Origin of the sequence: Sphingomonas melonis (assembly GCF_013409985.1) — a bacterium.
GTDB classification, from domain to species: Bacteria; Pseudomonadota; Alphaproteobacteria; order Sphingomonadales; family Sphingomonadaceae; genus Sphingomonas; species Sphingomonas melonis_A.
Genome location: NZ_JACCBY010000005.1, coordinates 119,332 through 137,015 on the forward strand (window position 1 = coordinate 119,332; position 17,684 = coordinate 137,015).

Below are 17,684 nucleotides of genomic sequence, written 5' to 3' on the forward strand. Positions count from 1 at the left end.
GCGTTGCCGGTGGGGTGAGCGGAGAGCTGCGCCGGACGCGGTAGGGGCAAGCGGTATGCTGCCCCGGTCATCATGGCCCACGACACGCTCTGGCGTCACCACAGGCCGGAAGCGCTACAGAACCATCTACGCACAACAGCTTGCGCGGCACGGGCCAGAGCATACGGCTCTGGCTATGCCCGTCTAACGCACTTCGGCCAGGCGCCTCCGTTCAGGCGACAACATCGACCTTGGTTTCGGGTTTCTTCGGCACCTTGACCACACGCTTTATGGCCTCTTCGATCTCACGCGTGATCCCGGCCTGCTGCGCCTTCGAAAGCGCGGCGAATTGCGCTTCGGTCAGGTTGTGGCGCCGCAAGATGTCGTCCCGGATCCGCTCCGTCGGCGACTTGCGCGCCTCCTTGACGAACTCGGCCGCCCAAAGATCGGCGGTCGCCTTCGGATCGGCGTCGGGCAGCGACGTAGCGGGCACCGCCCCAATCCGCGTCGACACAGCCCCGCCCGACGATGCCGACAATCGGGTCGCCGAACGGACGCTCCCGACAGATACGACCGACATGCTTGCCTCCAGCTACTCGCATGGGCCACCGCCCTGCGTAGATAGCTGCATCATAGACGAGCGAAGCGATATCATCACGCGTCGCGCAGAGCGCCATCATCGCGGATGATCAAAATGAAAAAGTCTGGCAGCGCCACACGGGCAATGCGTCACCAGCGACACACCATGAGGTGAATATGTGCCGCTGGTGACCCCTACGGGAATCGAACCCGTGCTTCAGCCGTGGAGCCGGAAAATCATTTGTTCTCAATAGCCGTTGCCGCTTTTGACCCTCAAGCGCGATCGTTGAATATCAATGAGTTATAGATGCGGGGGCATTGATCGCCGTGTGTCCCCAAGCGCCATCCGAGCCAGTCGTCGGCGTCCAAGGTTGCAAAGCCTCGCCCTTTGCCGAAGATGAAGCGTTTTGCAGGCCGAGAGACGCCATCGAGTAGCCTAGGCGGTATCGCTTAAGCGGCCGTATGCGGCTCATGGGATGACCGGGCGCGGACCGGCGTCCCCGATACGGGCAAAATGATGCCGCTCAGCGCTTCCTTTCTACACGTTCGAGCTTCTAGTTTGGACGATCAGGCGTCCGGCGCCGTCAAGGTGTTTAACCGTGATGCTGCGCCTGCCGGTTCATTTAACTGATGGTTAACCGCAACAAAAGTTAAGGTTTTCCGGGCTACCGGGTCTGCCGTGGTGCTGTACAAACCACCCCATGACCCACGTAACGGACGTGGTCTTGCCGATGTTGGTGCTGATCACGCCGCTGGGGGCGGTGGTGCTGGCGGTCGCGTCGGCGATACGACTCGATCACGAGATCGACTAACTTAGGCCAGCACTGGTCGCTCAGGGAGACCGTTCCGGCCGCCGCCGAGCCAAAAAGGCGGGCATACTTCCGCCGTGAATCCGATTATTCGACAATTAAACAATAGCTTAGCAACGGCATCAAGGTATAGGGCGTCCCATGCCCCGTACGGCGAAGAGGCCGGCGAGGCTCCGGGGGGAGTCGGTTTGGCACATTACCGTGTACTGGACACGTTTCGCGGCTTATGCGCCGTTGCCGTGGTGATCGCGCACTTCAATGCCGTCAGCATCACGAACAGCTTACCTCTCTTTGTAAGCGGCTCACTCTACGTCGACTTCTTCTTCGTTCTGAGCGGTTTCGTCATCTACGCTAACTACCGAAATCGACTGACCGATGGGTCATCGATAAAAGATTTCATGTGGCTGCGCTTCTGGCGATTATACCCTCTGCATCTTGCGGTGCTTATGGCGTTTCTAGCGATTGAGTCTGTCCAGTTGATCGTGCCAGGGCCAGGATCTCAGAACGCGCCCTTCTCCGCGCCGGGTGAGGACAGTTGGTCGATCGCAATGTATTTCCTTCTCACGCACTCACTGCACACCGTACGCAGCCTGTCCTTCAATTGGCCAAGCTGGAGCATCGGCGTGGAGTTCTGGACGTATCTTGTGTTTGCAACTCTGCTCGTTGCAATGCCCCGTCGATGGCCGTTTGCAGCCGCTGGCTTCGCTACTGCCTGCGTGTGCAGCCTCGCCTTCTTGAGATCCGATCTATTTGCGATGAACGATTTCGGAGTGCTGCGCTGTATATACGGCTTTGCATGCGGCATAGCCGCCTTCGAGGTTCTTCAGGCACTTCCCGCACCTAAACGCGGAACAGCGCTCGAAGCAGCTGCATTAGCCTCTATCCTGGCGTATCTCGCTTGGGGCGTGCATGGCCGCGGCTCTTTCGTTGCGCCGGTGGTTTTTGCAGCGTTCATAGTTCTGTTTGCATTCGAGAGTGGTAAGTTCTCCGGCTGGCTGAACCACCGCATTTGCCTGCGGATCGGAGATTTGTCCTATTCAATTTACATGACCCACATGTTCTTGGCTAATGTGGTCTTTGTCGGCGTCAGAGCCGCAGGTCGATACCTACCGTGGAAGCTGACCACGGGTGTGCAGGATAAGACATCAATCGGCACGAACTTGGCTAACGGTACCATCGCCGAGGTAGTCTTTGTAGGCGTCGTTATCGCCGTGTCGCACTTCACGTTTCGATATATTGAGACGCCCGCTCGCGATTGGTCTCGCGCAACCCGGTACCGGCCAATGCGTCGACATGTGGCAAAGATCGCACCATCGGGAGTGATCGACTGATACCTGCGGCAGAATCAACCGATAGGCTCGCGTTGCGGACTGACGAAAAGCCTATCGACGAACGGCGGGTCACGAGGATACGGGTGCCATCCATGATCACGTACTTGGCAGGCCGCGTTCCGCGAACTGGCCGTCGCCGCGCGCCAAGCGCTAACGCAGTAGCGCGGCCGACAGGATCGCGATCCACAGCAGCAGCGCGATCGGCAGCCCGATCCGCACGGACCGCCGCCTGATCACCGCGGACACTCCGCCGGTGCCTGCCCGGTAGCGAAGAGCGCCGAGGTGCAGCGCCGTTCCAGCGCAACGGCAACGGCACGGGCATTGCCGCGCTCGACCGCGCCAATCGCCTCGGCGAACCTCTCGACGATCTCCGACAGGATGCCGCGGTCGATCGTCACCAGCTCGCCGGATGGTTTGGCGGTGAGAGGCGTCAGGCGTTCCGTGCGGGTCAGGTCAGCCGACAGGGCCGGCAGCGCCGGCCGCTCGGTTCGCGCGATCGATGTCGGCGTTGAGCGCGTCGCGCAGGCGCTCGACAGGAGCGGCAGGAGCAGGAGCGCCGGCAGCAGCCGGCGGGACGGTGTCGATCGCATCGCGCAGATCCTTGATGGTGGCCTTCACGGCTCGGGTGGAGAGGTCGTCGGCGCGGGCGACGCGCTGACTGATCGAGTTCGAGACGACGGCCGCGGCGCGCTCGTCGGCGCGGGCCTCGGCGACTCGATCGGCGTGCTGCTGCTCGATCTGCCGGGTGGCCTTGGCGGCGCCCGTCGTGCTGCCGCGATGATAGATCCACCAGATCGCGACGACGATGAGGACGCCGGCGAACCCGGCCGCGATGATCCGCGCGCGGATCATGCCGCCAGCCCTGTCACGCAGATGGCGCGCTCGCGCTGCCGCCGCGCGGCGAGGCCCGCCACGGTCCGGCCGCCCGCCTTGTCGAACAGCAGGAAGCGGTCGCAGCCGGCACGCCACTGCCCCGCATTCCAGACGCGGGCGATGCTCGACCGGCAGAAGCCCGCCGTCCCGATGTTGTAGGAGAGCGACACCGCGGCGATCACCTGGTTGGTGCGCCCCTTCAGCGCCGGCACGCAGCGGATGATGGGCTCGGCGTGCGCGATCAGCTCCTCTTCGAGCAGCTCGTTGCACCGCGCCGGCGTGAACCGCATCCCCATCTTCACGCCCTTGGTGATGCCGTCGCAGGCGGTCGGCACCTTCACGATGTCGAGGTACGCGGCGAGATACTGCCGGCCGGCGACGTGCTCGACGGTGATGCTGTGGTCGGCGTTGACGGTCGCCTTCACCTGCCGTCCGCTCTCCTCCTTCGGCACGAGGACGAACAGCGCCGCTGCGGCGGTGACCGAGCCAATCACCCCCGCCAGCGTCTTCTTGCCCGGCTTCGCGGCCCGCGCCGCGGCGGAGCGATCAGGCGCCGCCACCAGCCGCCTCCTCGATCTTCGCCTTCGCCTTCGGCTGCGGGATCAGCCGCGCCGCCAGCGTGCCGACGAACAGCAGGAACGGGATCGCCTTGCCGACCGGCTCGGGCAGCAGCGCCTGCACGTCGGCCGGCAGGGCGTTCCACGCCTGCAACAGCGCATCGGGGGTGAGCGCAGCCCAGCCCATCAGGATGGCGCCGATCGCGGACAAGCGAACGGACCAGAGGCGCCATGCCTGGCGCCAACCGTCGATCAGTTTCATCGATGTCTCCTTGGATGGCGGCAGCCGGCCGCCCGCGGATCAGTGTGTTCGGCGCGACCGGAACAGGGACCGGCGCTGCCACCGGCGAAGCTCGGCGCTCTCGCGCGCGGCGTCGGCGCTGACGATCAGCCGCTCCAGATCCTGTTGCGGCGGGGGCGGCGGAAAGGCGCGGCGCAGCACCGGCTCGACGAGTTCGGTCCGCACCCAGCGGCGATTGGCGAGCACGCGCTCGACCGGGCCGATCGCCAGCGCCAGCGCGCCGATGAGCATCACGATCAGGCCCCCGTCGATCATGGCGCCTTCTCCGACTTGGGCGGCGCCATCATCTCGAGCTTCACCTCGATGCGGGCGAGGCGGAGATCGAGCTGCTGGAGCATCTCGGTCCGCGTCTTGGCATCGGTGCGCGCGTCGGCCTCCAGCTGGTCGATCCGACGCGTGTGATCCTTCAGCGTGGCGATGTAGCCGCCGCTCGCCAGCACGACGCCGGCGATGACGATGATCAGCGATATCACCGGGACGAACGGCGCCCACCAGGGCGGCGGGCTGGATGGCGCGGTCACGTGCCTGCCGTCTCTCCCGCGACCTTAAGGGTCGCGAGGCTGCGCTTGCTCATGATCATGCTCCTCAGCCGATCCAGTACCTGACGCCGTCGAGCCCGATCGGGCTCGCGCTTCCTGACACCACGCCGTCCTTGCCGATGCGAACGATCCCGTTGTTGCCCGGGATGTTGTAATCCTCGGGCGGCCACATGCTGCGCGGCAGATTGAAGATCCCGCCGGCTCCGCCACGAACGAGCCCTTTCAGAACGCCCCATCGACCGTCCCGCAGGTAGCCGGGCTGACTTTCGCCTACGAACGGCGCCCAGCTTCCCAGAAGCGCTGGCGCGACGAAGCCTCCAGCACTGGTTGAGCGACTCGCCGACGACAGGCCGAAGATGAGCTTGCGCCCAAGCTCGCCCTCAACGCGGTGCTGCCGGATGCCGGGGTGGCTAGCGCCGTTGGCGAGGCAATAATCATGCGGCACGATCCCCATCGTGCCAGCGCCATCGCCATAGGAGACGAGAGTCGGATCGATGAATGCCGCGGTTCGCCCGCCCCACCCGGGCGTCATCGCCGCTTGGCGCAGCACCCGGTTGACCTTCAGGAAGTTTTCCACGTCCGGCCCGATGTCGTTGGGGCGGCTGCATCCCCAGACGATCACGGCCTTGGCGCCGGCCGCATACTTCACGTCGATCAGCTGGCGGATGCGGTTGAACAGCAGCGTGACGCCAACCTGTCGGCTGTTCATGCCGTCTAGGATGATGCCGACGTCGCCCCCGTCATTCGCCCAAGCTGCTCGGCGCTGCGGATCGTTCATCCCCAGATAGCTGTCATCCGAGTTGGTGCCGGCGATCGAATAGTTCAGATAGCGCACTGCGCCCCCGAATGTCCCGGATGCCGCGCCGGCGAGCTCCCAAACGCGGCCGAACCGCGTGTGGTTGGCGCCCGCGGCGTCGCCATTGTCGTAATTGTCTGGGATGGCGTCGATCAGATCGGTGCCAATGATACCTTCGCGCAGATAAGCGATCACGCGCTTTGATGATTGCCCGCGGTGCCGCAGTTAGAGCGAACGGCGGCACAGTGATCGCTCTTGGCGCCTCTTAAGCTGCGAGTTCCCACAGTTCGTGGAGATACCTCGCTTCCCGAAATATCGTCATAAGGTGGAACCGTATCTCCTGAGCGTCAGCCCGTTCGATCCGATTTGGGGACACAGCCATACAGTGAGCTGGATTGTCACGTTCTCCAGGGTGAGAGATCACGGGATCATCGAAAAGGCAAAGCGTGCGATTTCCGTTTTCGTCCCGTAACGCCCTCAGGGCCGCCGCTTGGATCGCGAACGCGCCTTTGACCTCAACTGCGTCGGCTAACCGACGGATATCCTCGGCCACGGCCTGAAATTCAGCAACATCCATCATTCGCAGTCGGCTCATCGACACGCCGTCTGCTATAATGTCAGTGAGCTTGAACGCCGAGGTTTGCAGCTTCGCGCCGTTGAAATGACTGTCTGTCAGAATGCGAACGACGACTTCATCGTCTTCTACAATCCCATAAGCCGACTGCGCGACAACGTCACATTGGCACTGCTCATCAAGAACCGGGATTGCCAAAATTAAAGCCCAGCAATAGCCTGCAAAGCAATAGCTGGCAGATCCTTCAGCACAGCCAATGAGCGAACTTTCATCGGAACGCCGTTCACGTGGGCGAAAGCAGATGCCTGTCCGTCACCAATACTGATGTCCACAAAAGTGTCATCCGTCCGCCAAAAGAGACTGATCTCACCATCACCCGCTGCGACAACCTCTGGTGGTGTCACCGAGGCAGGGATACTCTTGACGAAATTAACGGCAGTATCGATCGACTGATCGGTAGGGCGAACGCTACCGGACCCATCCCAGCCAGCATCTAGTTTAGCGAACCTTTGAATCCTATTGATGAGCGGTCGGATCGCCAAACCGGTCATCGACACGTTGCTAAACGAGCGATGCGTTTCGCCGGCGTTCTCTGGGGTCGACGCGGTGATCGGCAACATGCGCGGCTCCGCGATCGTCGGCGCAAACGAATGCATCATGGCCAAGCTAACGCTCAAGACATTTGCCGATGCAATGTGCCGATTACTCAGGACGTTCACCGAGCACTCCCCGTTGCAAGAACCCGACCGTAGGTCTCACCGATCCGCTGCCGCACGGCAAGCAATTCTTGAGGTAGTTGCTGCGCGTCCGAGATCAAGAACGTGCCTGCCAGTGTGAAACTCGCTCCCGGCTTCTCCGGTGCATAGAGAACCGGCCCGTTGACCTGAAGGCGTAGCACTCCCTCCGCGACGCCCAGCTTCTCATTCCAAGCGTGAAAATACCCGTTCACGCCGGGTGAATTCGGCACGGGCGCCAAAAAGGCGAACAGGGTCGAAAGCCTAATCGGCTCGTTATCCGGTGTCCTCGTAGGTATAACGTTGACGTAAGTCAGCTCGGCAACCTTATAACTGACGGTTACGTTCGCGGTTTCCTGGACCAACGTAGCGAAGCGCTCGATGACCGGCTGTAGCTCTTTCACCAGTTCGTCAAAGCCAGGATAGTCATCCTCGTCCAGCAGCTCTGCGGTTCGGACCCATGAATATGTCAGACGATCGGCCTGGAAGGTCAGCGTACGATCGCCATCTTCGGAGCCTAGGGCAATCCGCGGAAACGACGCGACAAAACCGTTAATCGGCTCAGTCCCATCGAGCTGCTCTAGCGAATACGGCATAGGGCCTGAAACCGGCAACTCAGCGAAACGCGGGAATTCGGCGAAACCATCGGTGATGGATGCGATCTGGATAGCATTGAGATGAGGTAGCGGATCAGCGAACTGCAGCGCGATCACAACCTCAGTTGCCGTGGTCTTCACCAATTACCCCTAACGATTCGCGTAAAATGATCACGCGGCTTTTCGCTGCTGCATGCCTAGCCCGCGACGGACGTGAGATGCAACCAACAGCCTCTAAACAGTAGACGGACTGTAGCCGGGGGCAACTCGCGGCCTCTGCCGGGGGCAACTGATCACCAACGACAAGCCAAGAATGGCTGATTTCTGCCGCTGGTGACCCCTACGGGAATCGAACCCGTGCTTCAGCCGTGAAAGGGCCGCGTCCTAACCGCTAGACGAAGGGGCCAGCGGGGGTGCTGCTAGAGGGGGGGCGACGATCGGTCAAGGGGTTGCAGCACATCAATTCGCCCAGGCGGCATCTTCAAGGTGCAATTCCGCCGCCGGGCGGCTGCCCCAGTCGTCGATCTTGGCGCGGCCGGCGAGCCACAGGCGGCGGTGCGGCGCGGCGGCGAGCAGCGCCTGGCCGAGCGCGGTGTCGGCGGCGCGGAACGCCACCGCCTTGAAGCTGCGGCCGTCGTCGCCCGCCACCACCGCGCGGACATGGCCGTTGCCGACGACATCCGCCTTGATGATCCGCACCGGCCCCGCGGCGATCCGCGGCGCCGGCCAGCCCATGCCATAGGGCCCGCCGACATCGAGCGATTCGACCAGCAGCGGATTGATCCCGCCCGGCGCGAGCACCGCGTCGACCAGCAGCGCGCGCGCGCCGATCGCGCGGTCGACACCCGCCGCCAGCCGCTCCTCGAGGAAGTCGGCGAACGCCGCGATGCCGTCGGCGGCGATCGTCAGCCCCGCCGCCATCGCATGGCCGCCGCCGGCGACGAGCAGGCCCTGCTCCTTGGCGGCGAGCACCGCCGCGCCGAGGTCGACGCCGGCGATCGACCGGCCCGAGCCCTTGCCGAGCCCGTCCTCGCCGATCGCGATGACGATCGCCGGCCGGCCGAGCTTTTCCTTGAGCCGCCCGGCGACGATGCCGATCACGCCGGGGTGCCAGCCCTCGCCGGCGACGACGACGACGCGGCGGCTGTCGTTGGCGAGCAGCTCGGCGGCCTGCTGCACGCCCGCCTCGATCAGGCGACGCTCCTCGTTGAGCCGGTCAAGCTCCTCGGCGATCATCCGCGCCTCGTCGGGATCGCGCGTCGTGAGCAGCCGCACGCCGAGGTCGGCGCGGCCGACCCGGCCGCCCGCGTTGATCCGCGGCCCGAGCGCGAAGCCGAGATCGCTGCACGTCGGCGCGCGCGTCAGCCGCGATGCCTCGATCAGCGCGGCAAGGCCGATGTTGCGGCGCTGCGCCATCACCTTGAGCCCCTGCGCGACGAAGGCGCGGTTGAGGCCGCGCAGCTGCGCGACATCGGCAACGGTGCCGAGCGCGACGATATCGAGATGGTCGATCAGCCGCGGCTCCGGCCGGCTCGCGAAAAAGCCCCTGCTTCGCAAGGTACGGATCAGCGCGGCGGCGAGCAGGAAACAGACGCCGACCGCGGCGAGATGGCCGTGCGCGGCGCCCTCGTCCTCGTCGAGCCGGTTGGGATTGACCAGCGCATGGGCGAGCGGCAGCGCCGCGGCGCATTTGTGGTGATCGACGACGACGACGTCGACCGGGTGCGCATGCGCCATCGCCAGCGCCTCGAACGCCTGCGCGCCGCAATCGACGGTGACGATCAGCGACGCCCCCTCCCCCGCCAGCCGGACCAGCGCGTCGCCCGACGGACCGTAACCCTCCAGCAATCGGTCGGGGATATAGGGCCGCGCCTCCAGCCCGAGGTCGCGCAGCACCAGGATCATCAGGGCCGCCGAGGTCGCGCCATCGACGTCGTAATCGCCGAACACCGCGACGCTCTCGCCCGCCTGCACTGCATCGGCGAGCCGCACCGCGGCGCGGTCCATGTCGCGGAACACGGAGGGGTCCGGCATGAAGGCACGGATCGACGGCGCGCGATGCTGGTCGAGCGTCTCGCGCTCGGCGCCGCGGGCGAGCAGCAATTGCGTGACGAGATCGTCGGCGCCGAAACCGTCGCGCGCGTCGGCGGCGAGGCTGCGCCAATGCCAGGGCTGGCCGAGAATCGAATGGGATACGCCGAGAACGGGAGTCATGGGTGCAAAGAGGTCCGGGGTAGCGCGAAGGGGCGCCGGCTTCTCCTAGGCTTTCGGCCGGGTACGGTAAACCGGGGCGATCGCGCCCCGGCGCAGGGCGCCGACGACATGCTCGACGGTCCGGACGATCCGCACCGGCGGGTTGCCGATCGTCACAGGCCCGGCCCGCATGCGCCTTCGACACCGGCCCCCCGCCTCCCTATATGGAAGCCAATGGCCGATTCCTTTGACCTGGGCGAACCACCGCAGCCGGCGGCGAAGGCGAACCCCTATCGCGTGCTCGCGCGCAAATACCGTCCGCAGACCTTTTCCGAGCTGATCGGGCAGGATGCGATGGTCACGACGCTCGGCAATGCGATCAAGCGCGACCGGCTGGCGCATGCCTTTCTGATGACCGGCGTGCGCGGCGTCGGCAAGACCTCGACCGCGCGTCTGATCGCCAAGGCGCTCAATTGCGTCGGTCCCGACGGCAATGGCGGGCCGACGATCGATCCGTGCGGCGTCTGCGAACCGTGCCGCGCGATCGCCGAAGGCCGCCATATCGACGTGATCGAGATGGACGCGGCGAGCCATACCGGCGTCGACGACGTGCGCGAGATCATCGATGCGGCGCGCTATGCCGCGGTGTCGGCGCGCTACAAGATCTACATCGTGGACGAGGTCCACATGCTCTCCAAGAACGCGTTCAACGCGCTGCTGAAGACGTTGGAAGAGCCGCCCGCGCACGTCAAATTCCTGTTCGCCACGACCGAGGTGAACAAGGTGCCGATCACCGTGCTGTCGCGCTGCCAGCGCTTCGACCTGCGGCGCATCTCGGCCGAGCAGCTCGCCGCGCATTTCGCCTTCGTCTGCAAGGAAGAGGGCGTCGAGGCCGAGCCCGAGGCGCTGATGCTGATCGCGCGCGCCGCGGAAGGCTCGGCGCGTGACGGACTGTCGATCCTCGACCAGGGTATCGCGCATGCCGGGCTCGAAGGCGGCGGCGTCACCGCGGCGGCGGTGCGGCAGATGCTCGGCCTGTCCGATCGCGGCGCGGTGCGTGACCTGCTCGGGCTGGTGCTTACCGGCGACGCCGCCGGCGCATTGGCCAGCCTGCGCCGGCAATATGATTACGGCGTCGATCCGCAATCGGTGCTGCGCGCGCTGCTCGAGACGGTGCACGGCATCACGCTCGCCAAGGTCGGCACCGCCGACGATCCCGCCCAGCCGGTCGAGGAGCGCAACGCGCGCGCCGAATGGGCGGCGAAACTGTCCTTCCCGGCGCTGCACCGGCTGTGGCAGCTGTTCCTCAAGGGGCATGACGAGGTCGCCAAGGCGGCGCTGCCGATCGAGGCGGCGGAGATGGCGCTGTTGCGCGCGATCCATGCCTCGACCTTGCCCGATCCCGGCGAGCTGGCGAGGCAGATCGCCAGCGGCAAGCTCGGCGCCCCGTCGGCACCCGCCGCTGCCACGCCTGTAGCGCAGGCCGCGCCGGTCGCCGCGGAGCGCCCCGGCGCGCCGGCTGACTTCCCGGGCCTTGTCGCGCTGCTCGAGGACAAGGGCCATTTCGCCGTTGCGGCGCAGCTCAGCCACGGCGCCCGCGTCGTCCGCTACGAGGCGCCCGAGCTGATCCTCAGCGGATCCCGGCCGATGTCGGCAGACACGCTGCGCGACGTGGCCGAGGCGCTCAAGAAAGCGACCGGCCAGGTGTGGAAGATCGCCTTGGAGGATGCGCCCGGCGCGCCTACCTTGCGCGAGAAGGCCAAGGCGGACGAAGAGGCGACCCGGCAGGCGATCCTCGCCACGCCGCTGGTGAAGGCGGCATTCGCCGCCTTTCCCGAAGCCGAACTGGAAGCCTGGCCGGGCAAACGGAGCATTGCATGAAGAATATCGACGAAATCCTCGCCATGGCGCAGAACGTCCAGAACGAGTTGCAGAAGGCGCAGGACCAGCTCGACACGATCGAGGTCGAGGGCGTCTCGGGCGGCGGTCTGGTCAAGGTCAAGGCGAGCGCCAAGGGCCGCATCATCAACATCGCGATCGACGACTCGTTGATCGAGGTATCGGAAAAGCAGATGCTGGAAGACCTGCTCGCCGCCGCGTTCAACGACGCGCGGACCAAGGCGGACGCGGTGTCGGGCCAGGAGATGTCGAAGATGACCAGCGGCCTGCCGCTGCCCCCGGGCTTCAAACTGCCGTTCTGAGCCTAAATCTTCCCCCGCCAGGGGGAGGTGGCAGCGCGAAGTGCTGACGGAGGGGGAGGACAGGACGGGAGCTTTGAATGACGCTCCCGCCCTGTCCTCCCCCTCCACCACTCGACTGGCGTCGAGCGGTCCCCCTTCCCCTGGCGGGGGAGGAATGTGGCTACTTCAAACACCCATCCAGCCCGCTCCGCCGCACCACGCCGACGTAGCGCGACAGCGCATTGCCGTGGCGGCGCACGAAACCGTGCGGGTCGATTGCCGCACGCTTCTTGGGCAGCGGCAGCACCGCCGCGATCCGTCCCGCCTCGGTCGGCGACAGCTTTGACGCATCGTGATGGAAATAGCGCATCGCCGCGGCATTGGCGCCATAGGTGCCGATCCCCGTCTCGGCGACGTTGAGATACACTTCCATGATCCGCCGCTTGCCCCACAGGGTTTCGATCAGGACGGTGAAATAGGCCTCGAACGCCTTGCGGACATAGCCGCCGCCCTGGAACAGGAAGACGTTCTTGGCCGTCTGCTGGCTGATGGTCGAGCCGCCGCGCAGCCGCTTGCCCTGCGCGTTGCTGTAGGCGGCGCTGGCGATCCCCTTCCAGTCGAAGCCGTGATGCTCGCAGAAGCGCGCATCCTCGCCGGCGATCGCGGCGCGCGGCATGTCGGGGTCCATCTCGGACAGCGGCATCCAGTCCTTGGTGACGCTGCGCCCGCCGAGCAGGTCGCCCGCCATCGTCCAGGTGAACGGCACCGGCACGAAGCGGTAGATGCCGACCCACAGCAGGCTGATCGCGACGAAGACCAGACCGGCCTTGAACAGGATGCGGAGGACGAAGATCATCGCCGCTCCTTACGGTCGCGGCGCGGCCCCCATCAAGTGCAGGATCGCTTCGGCCGCATCGACGCCGGTCTGATAGGCGCCGTGAGCGGTCGAGAAATCATGGCGCGAACAGGCCTCGCCGGCAAAGAACAGCCGGTCGTCGACCGGCGCGGCGAGCACCGCCCGCTGGCCGGCCTGGCCGACCCGGGCGTGGCTGTAGCTGCCGTGGATATGCGGTTCTCCACGCCAGTGCGTCGCGTGCACGGGCGCGAGCCGCCGGCGCCAATCCGAGCCGAGCAGGCCGACCAGATCCTCGATCGCGAAGTCGCTCGCCGCGCGGCCATCCGGCATCGCCTCGGCACAGGCACCGCCGAAGAAGCTTTCGACGATCGGCAGGCCGAACGGCGACAGCCGGTGACTGGCGGTGCAGGCGCTATGCGGATTGCCGATCAGATGCGCCTGCGCGGGCCATTCCGGGCGATCGACCGCGAGGAACACCTTGTCGGCAAGCCCGAGCGGCAGCGCCGCCGCGGCGTCCAGCTTGTCCGGCAGCGGCGGGTCGAACGCGATCCCCGCATAGGCGGTGGTGGGCACGGCGAGGATGACGCGATCGGCCTCGATCGTACCGGCAGGCGTATCGAGCCGGATCGCCCGCCTGCGATGATCGATCCGCGTCACCGGCGTGTTCAGCCGCACCGGCACGTCGCCCGCTTGATGGACGACGAGCGTGCCATAGCCCGCCGGCAACGCCCAATTGTCGTCGGTCGCCGCATCCTCATAGGCCGCCCAATCGTGCAGCGAGACCCGGTCGAGCGGCGCGCCATTGGCATAACCGGAGATCGCATCGATCATCGGCCGCCACGGATCGTCGGCGGCGATGAAATCCGACAAGGGGCGGTCGGGGCCGTCGAGCGCATCATGCGCCGCTTCGTCCCATCGCTCATATGCGGCGCGGAACGCCGCCTGTTCCTCGGGGGGGTAGCCGAGGTCGCGCCATTGCACGCCCCAATTGGGCGACGAGCGGTCGATCGCGAAGCCCTCGCGCTCGGCGATCGCGGTCCACGGATTGCGCTTGGCGGAATGGAGCCAGCCGCAGCCGGCATCAACGGCCACCCCATCCGTTCGGCCCCCATCTGTTCGGGCTGAGCCTGTCGAATCCCGCGGCTGCGGTGGAGCCATGCCCTTCGACACGTTCAGGGCAAACGGCGGTCGGATATGCAGGTCAGCAAGAGGAAGGCTTCGCGCCCGTCCGCCGAGCCGGTCGCCCGCCTCGACGAGCAACACGTCCTTACCGGCGTCGTGCAACCGCCGCGCCGCCGCGATCCCGGCCGCACCGCCGCCGATGACGACGATGAGGCCGGAAGTCGCGACCATTTACGCCGCGAGCAGCCGCTTCTCGCCGGCGATGCGCATCATCGCCTTCTGCAGCTTCTCGAACGCGCGCACCTCGATCTGCCGCACGCGCTCGCGGCTCACGCCATAGACCTGGCTCAGCTCTTCGAGCGTTTTCGGGTCATCGGTCAGGCGCCGCTCGGTGAGGATATGCTTCTCACGATCGTTGAGGTCGTCCATCGCCGACACCAGCATGCCGTGGCGGACATCCGCCTCCTGCGCCTCGGCAACGACGGTGTCCTGCAACGGCGCATCGTCCTGCAACCAATCCTGCCACTGGCCCTCGCCGTCCTCGCGCATCGAGACGTTGAGCGACGTGTCGCCGCCCATCGCCATGCGGCGGTTCATCGACACGACGTCGCTTTCGGCGACACCCAGGTCGGTGGCGATCTTGGTGATATGTTCGGGCTTGAGGTCGCCGTCCTCGAACGCGTCGAGCTTCGACTTCATCCGCCGCAGGTTGAAGAACAATTTCTTCTGCGCCGCGGTGGTGCCCATCTTCACCAGGCTCCACGACCGCAGGATATATTCCTGGATCGAGGCGCGGATCCACCACATCGCATAAGTGGCGAGGCGGAAGCCGCGATCGGGCTCGAACTTCTTCACGCCCTGCATCAGGCCGATATTGCCCTCGGAGATCAGCTCCGAGGTCGGCAGGCCATAGCCGCGATAGCCCATCGCGATCTTGGCGACGAGCCGCAGGTGCGACGTGACCAGCTGGGCGGCCGCATCGGTATCGCCATGCTCCTGGAAGCGCTTGGCGAGCATGAATTCCTGCTCGGGAGCCAGGATGGGGAATTTCTTGATCTCGGACAGGTAGCGGTTGAGGCTCTGCTCCCCGCCGAGGGCAGGAATCGTCGCGGGGACGTTGCTGCGGGCTGCCATGATCTGATCTCCCTTTCTTGCGGAGGCATTTCGTCCCGCCCTGCTTTGAATCGGCGGCGACGAAACGGCTCGAACCTATACGTGAAGCTCGGTGAACAGTTCCTGCATGTCTGCAGGCATAACGCTATCGAACGCCAAAGCGGTGCTTTTCACCGGATGGATGAACCCCAGATGCGCCGCATGCAAGGCCTGGCGGCGAAAACCCAGCGTGTCGAGCAGCGCTTTTTGAGCACCCTTTGTTCTACCATAAACCGGGTCACCCAGCAAGGCGTGGCCGATCGATGCCATGTGCACGCGCACCTGATGCGTCCGCCCCGTCTCCAGCCGGCATTCGACCAGCGCCGCGTCGCGCAGCACCTGCATCGTGCGGAAATGCGTCACCGCGCGCTTGCCGCCCTGGACGATCGCGATCTTCTTGCGATTGGTCGCCGACCGCGCGAGCGGCGCGTCGACCTTGCCCTCGGCCGGCCGCGGCACCCCACCGACGATCGCGCGATAGCGGCGGTCGATGCTGTGGTCGTGGAACTGCCGCGCCAGCCCTTCATGCGCCCGGTCGGTCTTGGCGGCGACCATCAGCCCCGACGTGTCCTTGTCGATGCGATGGACGATCCCCGGCCGCGCGACGCCGCCGATTCCGGACAGCGACCCCTCGCAATGATGCAGCAGCGCATTGACCAGCGTGCCGTCGAGATTGCCCGCGGCGGGGTGGACGACCAGCCCGGCAGGCTTGTCGATGACGATGAGATGCTCGTCCTCATAAGCGACGACGAGCGGGATATCCTGCGCCTCGTTGTGCGGCTGCGTCGGGATCGGCACCGCGACCAGCAGCCGGTCGCCGGCCGCCGCCTTCTTCGCGGCATCGCGCACCATCAACCCGTCGCGGGTCACCGCGCCGCTGGCGATCAGCACCTTGAGCCGTTCGCGCGACAGCGTCGGCACCGCCTCGGCAAGCGCGCGATCCAGTCGCCAGCCATCCGCCGCCGGCGCGATCGTCGCTTCGATGATGGAAACCCCCCGGTCCATGACTTAGGGATGTGGGCATCATGCTGGCGATTACAAGCGATCTTGTCGGACAGATCCTGCGCGACGCCGCCGCCTCCCCCGGCACGGAAGTGTGCGGGCTGCTGTTCGGCAGCGCCGATGCCGTGACCGCGATCCGCCCCTGCCGCAACGTCGCCGCCGATCCGGCGCGCTGGTTCGAGATCGACCCGGCGACGCTGCTCGCCGCGCACCGCGCCGCGCGCAACGGCGGGCCGGCGATCGTGGGCCATTACCATTCGCACCCGACCGGCGATCCCCGCCCCTCGCCGCGCGACGCGGCCAGCGCGGCGCCCGACGGCGCGATGTGGCTGATCGCCGGCGGCGGCGCGCTGCGCGGCTGGCGCGCGGTCGCCGACGGGCCGGTCGAGGGCCGGTTCGCGCCCGTCGCGCTCGTCATCCGCTGACGGCCGCGCCCGCGTGCTCGCCCTTGCGCGCACGACTCGGCTCGGCCACACACGCCCGTATCAATCCAGGGGAAGTTCATGTCCGTCAGTCCGGTCGATTTCGCCAGCCTGCTCTGTTCGCGGCTGTGCCATGACCTGCTTTCGCCGGTCGGCGCGCTCAACAACGGGCTGGAGCTGCTGACCGACGAAACCGACGAGGAGATGCGCGCCCGCGTGTTCCAGCTGCTCAGCGAGAGCGCGCGCGCATCGGCCAACAAGCTCAAGTTCTTCCGGCTTGCCTTCGGCGGCGCCGGCGGCTTCGGCGAGCAGGTCGACAGCCGCGAGGCCAAGGCGGCGATCGATGGCCTGCTGATCGACAACAAGCGCACCACCTTCAACTGGTGGGTCGAGGCGAACTCGCTGCCCAAGACCGCGCTCAAGGTGATGCTCAACCTGACGCTGATCGCCAGCGAGGCGCTGGTCCGCGGCGGCACGCTCGACGTCGGCGGCGAGGAGAACAACGGCCAGCTCGAGATCGTCGTGAAGATCGAGGGGCCGCGCATCATCCTCGCGCCGGAATTGCGCACCGCGCTCAACCATGGCGAGGGGCCGGACGGCGTTACCCCGCGCACCGCCGCGGCCTATCTGGTCCACAGCCTCGTCACGCAGGCCGGCGGCACCATCCAGATCAGCGAGCCGACCGAGACGATCATGATCTTCGGCGCGGTGTTCCGCGGGAGCTAAGGCGGGGTCGACAGCCAGTCGAACGCGTCCCCGCGCCAGAGCGGGCTATCGCATGGGGACATCCGCTTGAGTCCGCCGCCTTCCAATCCCATCCCGTCACCCCGGACTTGTTCCGGGGTCCACCGGGCCACAAGAGAACGGTGTCCCGTCAAGCCTATCTCCTCGCCGCAGAGTGGACCCCGGAACAAGTCCGGGGTGACGGATAGGAGGAGGACGCCGATCGAACCTCATCATTGCAGCGATAGGCGATAGCCCTTCCCCGGGAATGCCGGGTCGAAGCCGTGGCGGGGGGAAATTGGCATGCATGTCGATCCCACCCAGCCGCGCCCTCGGTCACCCGGCACGCGACGGAAACGCACCATC

Annotated in this window: 21 protein-coding genes and 1 tRNA gene; 5 read left to right on the forward strand and 17 right to left on the reverse strand. The window is 65.9% G+C overall.

The genetic code is table 11. The annotated features are described in order from the left end of the window. Window positions 1–211: 211 nt before the first annotated feature. The gene (locus HD841_RS15845; protein WP_179509863.1) at window positions 212–559 is read right to left on the reverse strand and encodes a hypothetical protein; all 348 of its coding nucleotides are present in this window, start codon (window positions 557–559) and stop codon (window positions 212–214) included. A 996-nt stretch (window positions 560–1,555) separates the two neighbouring features. On the opposite strand from HD841_RS15845, the gene HD841_RS15850 reads away from it, so the two are divergent. After that, on the forward strand, window positions 1,556–2,698 hold the full coding sequence (locus HD841_RS15850) for an acyltransferase family protein (RefSeq protein ID WP_179509864.1): 1,143 nt from the start codon (window positions 1,556–1,558) through the stop codon (window positions 2,696–2,698). Window positions 2,699–2,931: 233 nt separating this feature from the next. On the opposite strand, the gene HD841_RS15855 is transcribed toward HD841_RS15850, so the two are convergent. The 12 genes from HD841_RS15855 to recJ form a co-directional block, all read right to left on the reverse strand. After that, window positions 2,932–3,096, reverse strand: coding sequence for a hypothetical protein (locus HD841_RS15855; RefSeq protein WP_179509865.1), 165 nt, complete (start codon window positions 3,094–3,096; stop codon window positions 2,932–2,934). Window positions 3,097–3,151: 55 nt separating this feature from the next. Next, window positions 3,152–3,550, reverse strand: coding sequence for a hypothetical protein (locus HD841_RS15860; protein WP_179509866.1), 399 nt, complete (start codon window positions 3,548–3,550; stop codon window positions 3,152–3,154). Then, on the reverse strand, window positions 3,547–4,131 hold the full coding sequence (locus HD841_RS15865; RefSeq protein ID WP_179509867.1) for a lysozyme: 585 nt from the start codon (window positions 4,129–4,131) through the stop codon (window positions 3,547–3,549). The genes HD841_RS15860 and HD841_RS15865 overlap by 4 nt, the downstream gene beginning before the upstream one ends. After that, window positions 4,118–4,390 carry a DUF7940 domain-containing protein gene (locus HD841_RS15870; RefSeq protein WP_179509868.1) on the reverse strand — a complete coding sequence of 91 codons (273 nt, stop codon included), beginning with the start codon at window positions 4,388–4,390 and terminating at the stop codon, window positions 4,118–4,120. The genes HD841_RS15865 and HD841_RS15870 overlap by 14 nt, the downstream gene beginning before the upstream one ends. Window positions 4,391–4,429: 39 nt before the next feature. Further along, window positions 4,430–4,684, reverse strand: a complete 255-nt coding sequence (locus HD841_RS15875; protein WP_179509869.1) for a hypothetical protein — start codon at window positions 4,682–4,684, stop codon at window positions 4,430–4,432. Then, window positions 4,681–4,950, reverse strand: coding sequence for a hypothetical protein (locus tag HD841_RS15880; protein WP_179509870.1), 270 nt, complete (start codon window positions 4,948–4,950; stop codon window positions 4,681–4,683). The genes HD841_RS15875 and HD841_RS15880 overlap by 4 nt, the downstream gene beginning before the upstream one ends. A gap of 64 nt (window positions 4,951–5,014) precedes the next feature. Beyond that, window positions 5,015–5,959 (reverse strand): hypothetical protein, encoded by a 945-nt coding sequence (locus tag HD841_RS15885; protein ID WP_179509871.1) that lies wholly within the window; start codon window positions 5,957–5,959, stop codon window positions 5,015–5,017. A 70-nt stretch (window positions 5,960–6,029) separates the two neighbouring features. Continuing rightward, window positions 6,030–6,536 carry a hypothetical protein gene (locus HD841_RS15890; protein ID WP_179509872.1) on the reverse strand — a complete coding sequence of 169 codons (507 nt, stop codon included), beginning with the start codon at window positions 6,534–6,536 and terminating at the stop codon, window positions 6,030–6,032. Window positions 6,537–6,538: 2 nt separating this feature from the next. Continuing rightward, window positions 6,539–7,057, reverse strand: a complete 519-nt coding sequence (locus HD841_RS15895) for a hypothetical protein (RefSeq protein ID WP_179509873.1) — start codon at window positions 7,055–7,057, stop codon at window positions 6,539–6,541. Further along, a complete protein-coding gene (locus HD841_RS15900; protein ID WP_179509874.1) occupies window positions 7,054–7,809 on the reverse strand; it encodes a TIGR04255 family protein in 756 nt (251 codons plus the stop codon). The genes HD841_RS15895 and HD841_RS15900 overlap by 4 nt, the downstream gene beginning before the upstream one ends. A 190-nt stretch (window positions 7,810–7,999) precedes the next feature. Further along, window positions 8,000–8,074 (reverse strand) — tRNA-Glu (locus HD841_RS15905). Between the two features lie 53 nt (window positions 8,075–8,127). Next, on the reverse strand, window positions 8,128–9,882 hold the full coding sequence (gene recJ / locus HD841_RS15910; protein WP_179509875.1) for a single-stranded-DNA-specific exonuclease RecJ: 1,755 nt from the start codon (window positions 9,880–9,882) through the stop codon (window positions 8,128–8,130). A gap of 213 nt (window positions 9,883–10,095) precedes the next feature. Here recJ and HD841_RS15915 point away from each other — a divergent pair, with 213 nt between their 5' ends. Both HD841_RS15915 and HD841_RS15920 read left to right on the forward strand, forming a co-directional pair. Beyond that, on the forward strand, window positions 10,096–11,742 hold the full coding sequence (locus HD841_RS15915; protein WP_179509876.1) for a DNA polymerase III subunit gamma/tau: 1,647 nt from the start codon (window positions 10,096–10,098) through the stop codon (window positions 11,740–11,742). Next, on the forward strand, window positions 11,739–12,062 hold the full coding sequence (locus HD841_RS15920) for a YbaB/EbfC family nucleoid-associated protein (RefSeq protein WP_179509877.1): 324 nt from the start codon (window positions 11,739–11,741) through the stop codon (window positions 12,060–12,062). The genes HD841_RS15915 and HD841_RS15920 overlap by 4 nt, the downstream gene beginning before the upstream one ends. Window positions 12,063–12,222: 160 nt before the next feature. Here HD841_RS15920 and mtgA read toward each other — a convergent pair whose 3' ends face one another. The 4 genes from mtgA to HD841_RS15940 form a co-directional block, all read right to left on the reverse strand. Then, complete coding sequence (gene mtgA / locus HD841_RS15925) at window positions 12,223–12,897, reverse strand: monofunctional biosynthetic peptidoglycan transglycosylase (protein WP_179509878.1); 675 nt, start codon at window positions 12,895–12,897, stop codon at window positions 12,223–12,225. A 9-nt stretch (window positions 12,898–12,906) separates the two neighbouring features. Continuing rightward, window positions 12,907–14,250, reverse strand: a complete 1,344-nt coding sequence (locus HD841_RS15930; RefSeq protein ID WP_179509879.1) for a flavin monoamine oxidase family protein — start codon at window positions 14,248–14,250, stop codon at window positions 12,907–12,909. Next, complete coding sequence (gene rpoH, locus HD841_RS15935) at window positions 14,251–15,153, reverse strand: RNA polymerase sigma factor RpoH (RefSeq protein WP_163958507.1); 903 nt, start codon at window positions 15,151–15,153, stop codon at window positions 14,251–14,253. Between the two features lie 75 nt (window positions 15,154–15,228). After that, window positions 15,229–16,176 (reverse strand): RluA family pseudouridine synthase, encoded by a 948-nt coding sequence (locus tag HD841_RS15940; protein WP_179509880.1) that lies wholly within the window; start codon window positions 16,174–16,176, stop codon window positions 15,229–15,231. A gap of 20 nt (window positions 16,177–16,196) precedes the next feature. On the opposite strand from HD841_RS15940, the gene HD841_RS15945 reads away from it, so the two are divergent. Further along, window positions 16,197–16,598, forward strand: coding sequence for a M67 family metallopeptidase (locus HD841_RS15945; RefSeq protein ID WP_179509881.1), 402 nt, complete (start codon window positions 16,197–16,199; stop codon window positions 16,596–16,598). 78 nt (window positions 16,599–16,676) lie between these two features. Then, a complete protein-coding gene (locus HD841_RS15950) occupies window positions 16,677–17,321 on the forward strand; it encodes a histidine phosphotransferase family protein (protein WP_179509882.1) in 645 nt (214 codons plus the stop codon). Window positions 17,322–17,684 lie beyond the last annotated feature (363 nt).

Coding starts and splice junctions, on each gene's coding strand:
- HD841_RS15845 (WP_179509863.1), bottom strand. CDS start 559: ATGTCGGTCGTATCTGTCGGGAGCGTCCGTTCGGCGACCCGATTGTCG.
- HD841_RS15860 (WP_179509866.1), bottom strand. CDS start 3,550: ATGATCCGCGCGCGGATCATCGCGGCCGGGTTCGCCGGCGTCCTCATC.
- HD841_RS15870 (WP_179509868.1), bottom strand. CDS start 4,390: ATGAAACTGATCGACGGTTGGCGCCAGGCATGGCGCCTCTGGTCCGTT.
- HD841_RS15875 (WP_179509869.1), bottom strand. CDS start 4,684: ATGATCGACGGGGGCCTGATCGTGATGCTCATCGGCGCGCTGGCGCTG.
- recJ (WP_179509875.1), bottom strand. CDS start 9,882: ATGACTCCCGTTCTCGGCGTATCCCATTCGATTCTCGGCCAGCCCTGG.
- HD841_RS15915 (WP_179509876.1), top strand. CDS start 10,096: ATGGCCGATTCCTTTGACCTGGGCGAACCACCGCAGCCGGCGGCGAAG.
- HD841_RS15920 (WP_179509877.1), top strand. CDS start 11,739: ATGAAGAATATCGACGAAATCCTCGCCATGGCGCAGAACGTCCAGAAC.
- mtgA (WP_179509878.1), bottom strand. CDS start 12,897: ATGATCTTCGTCCTCCGCATCCTGTTCAAGGCCGGTCTGGTCTTCGTC.
- HD841_RS15930 (WP_179509879.1), bottom strand. CDS start 14,250: ATGGTCGCGACTTCCGGCCTCATCGTCGTCATCGGCGGCGGTGCGGCC.
- rpoH (WP_163958507.1), bottom strand. CDS start 15,153: ATGGCAGCCCGCAGCAACGTCCCCGCGACGATTCCTGCCCTCGGCGGG.
- HD841_RS15940 (WP_179509880.1), bottom strand. CDS start 16,176: ATGGACCGGGGGGTTTCCATCATCGAAGCGACGATCGCGCCGGCGGCG.
- HD841_RS15945 (WP_179509881.1), top strand. CDS start 16,197: ATGCTGGCGATTACAAGCGATCTTGTCGGACAGATCCTGCGCGACGCC.
- HD841_RS15950 (WP_179509882.1), top strand. CDS start 16,677: ATGTCCGTCAGTCCGGTCGATTTCGCCAGCCTGCTCTGTTCGCGGCTG.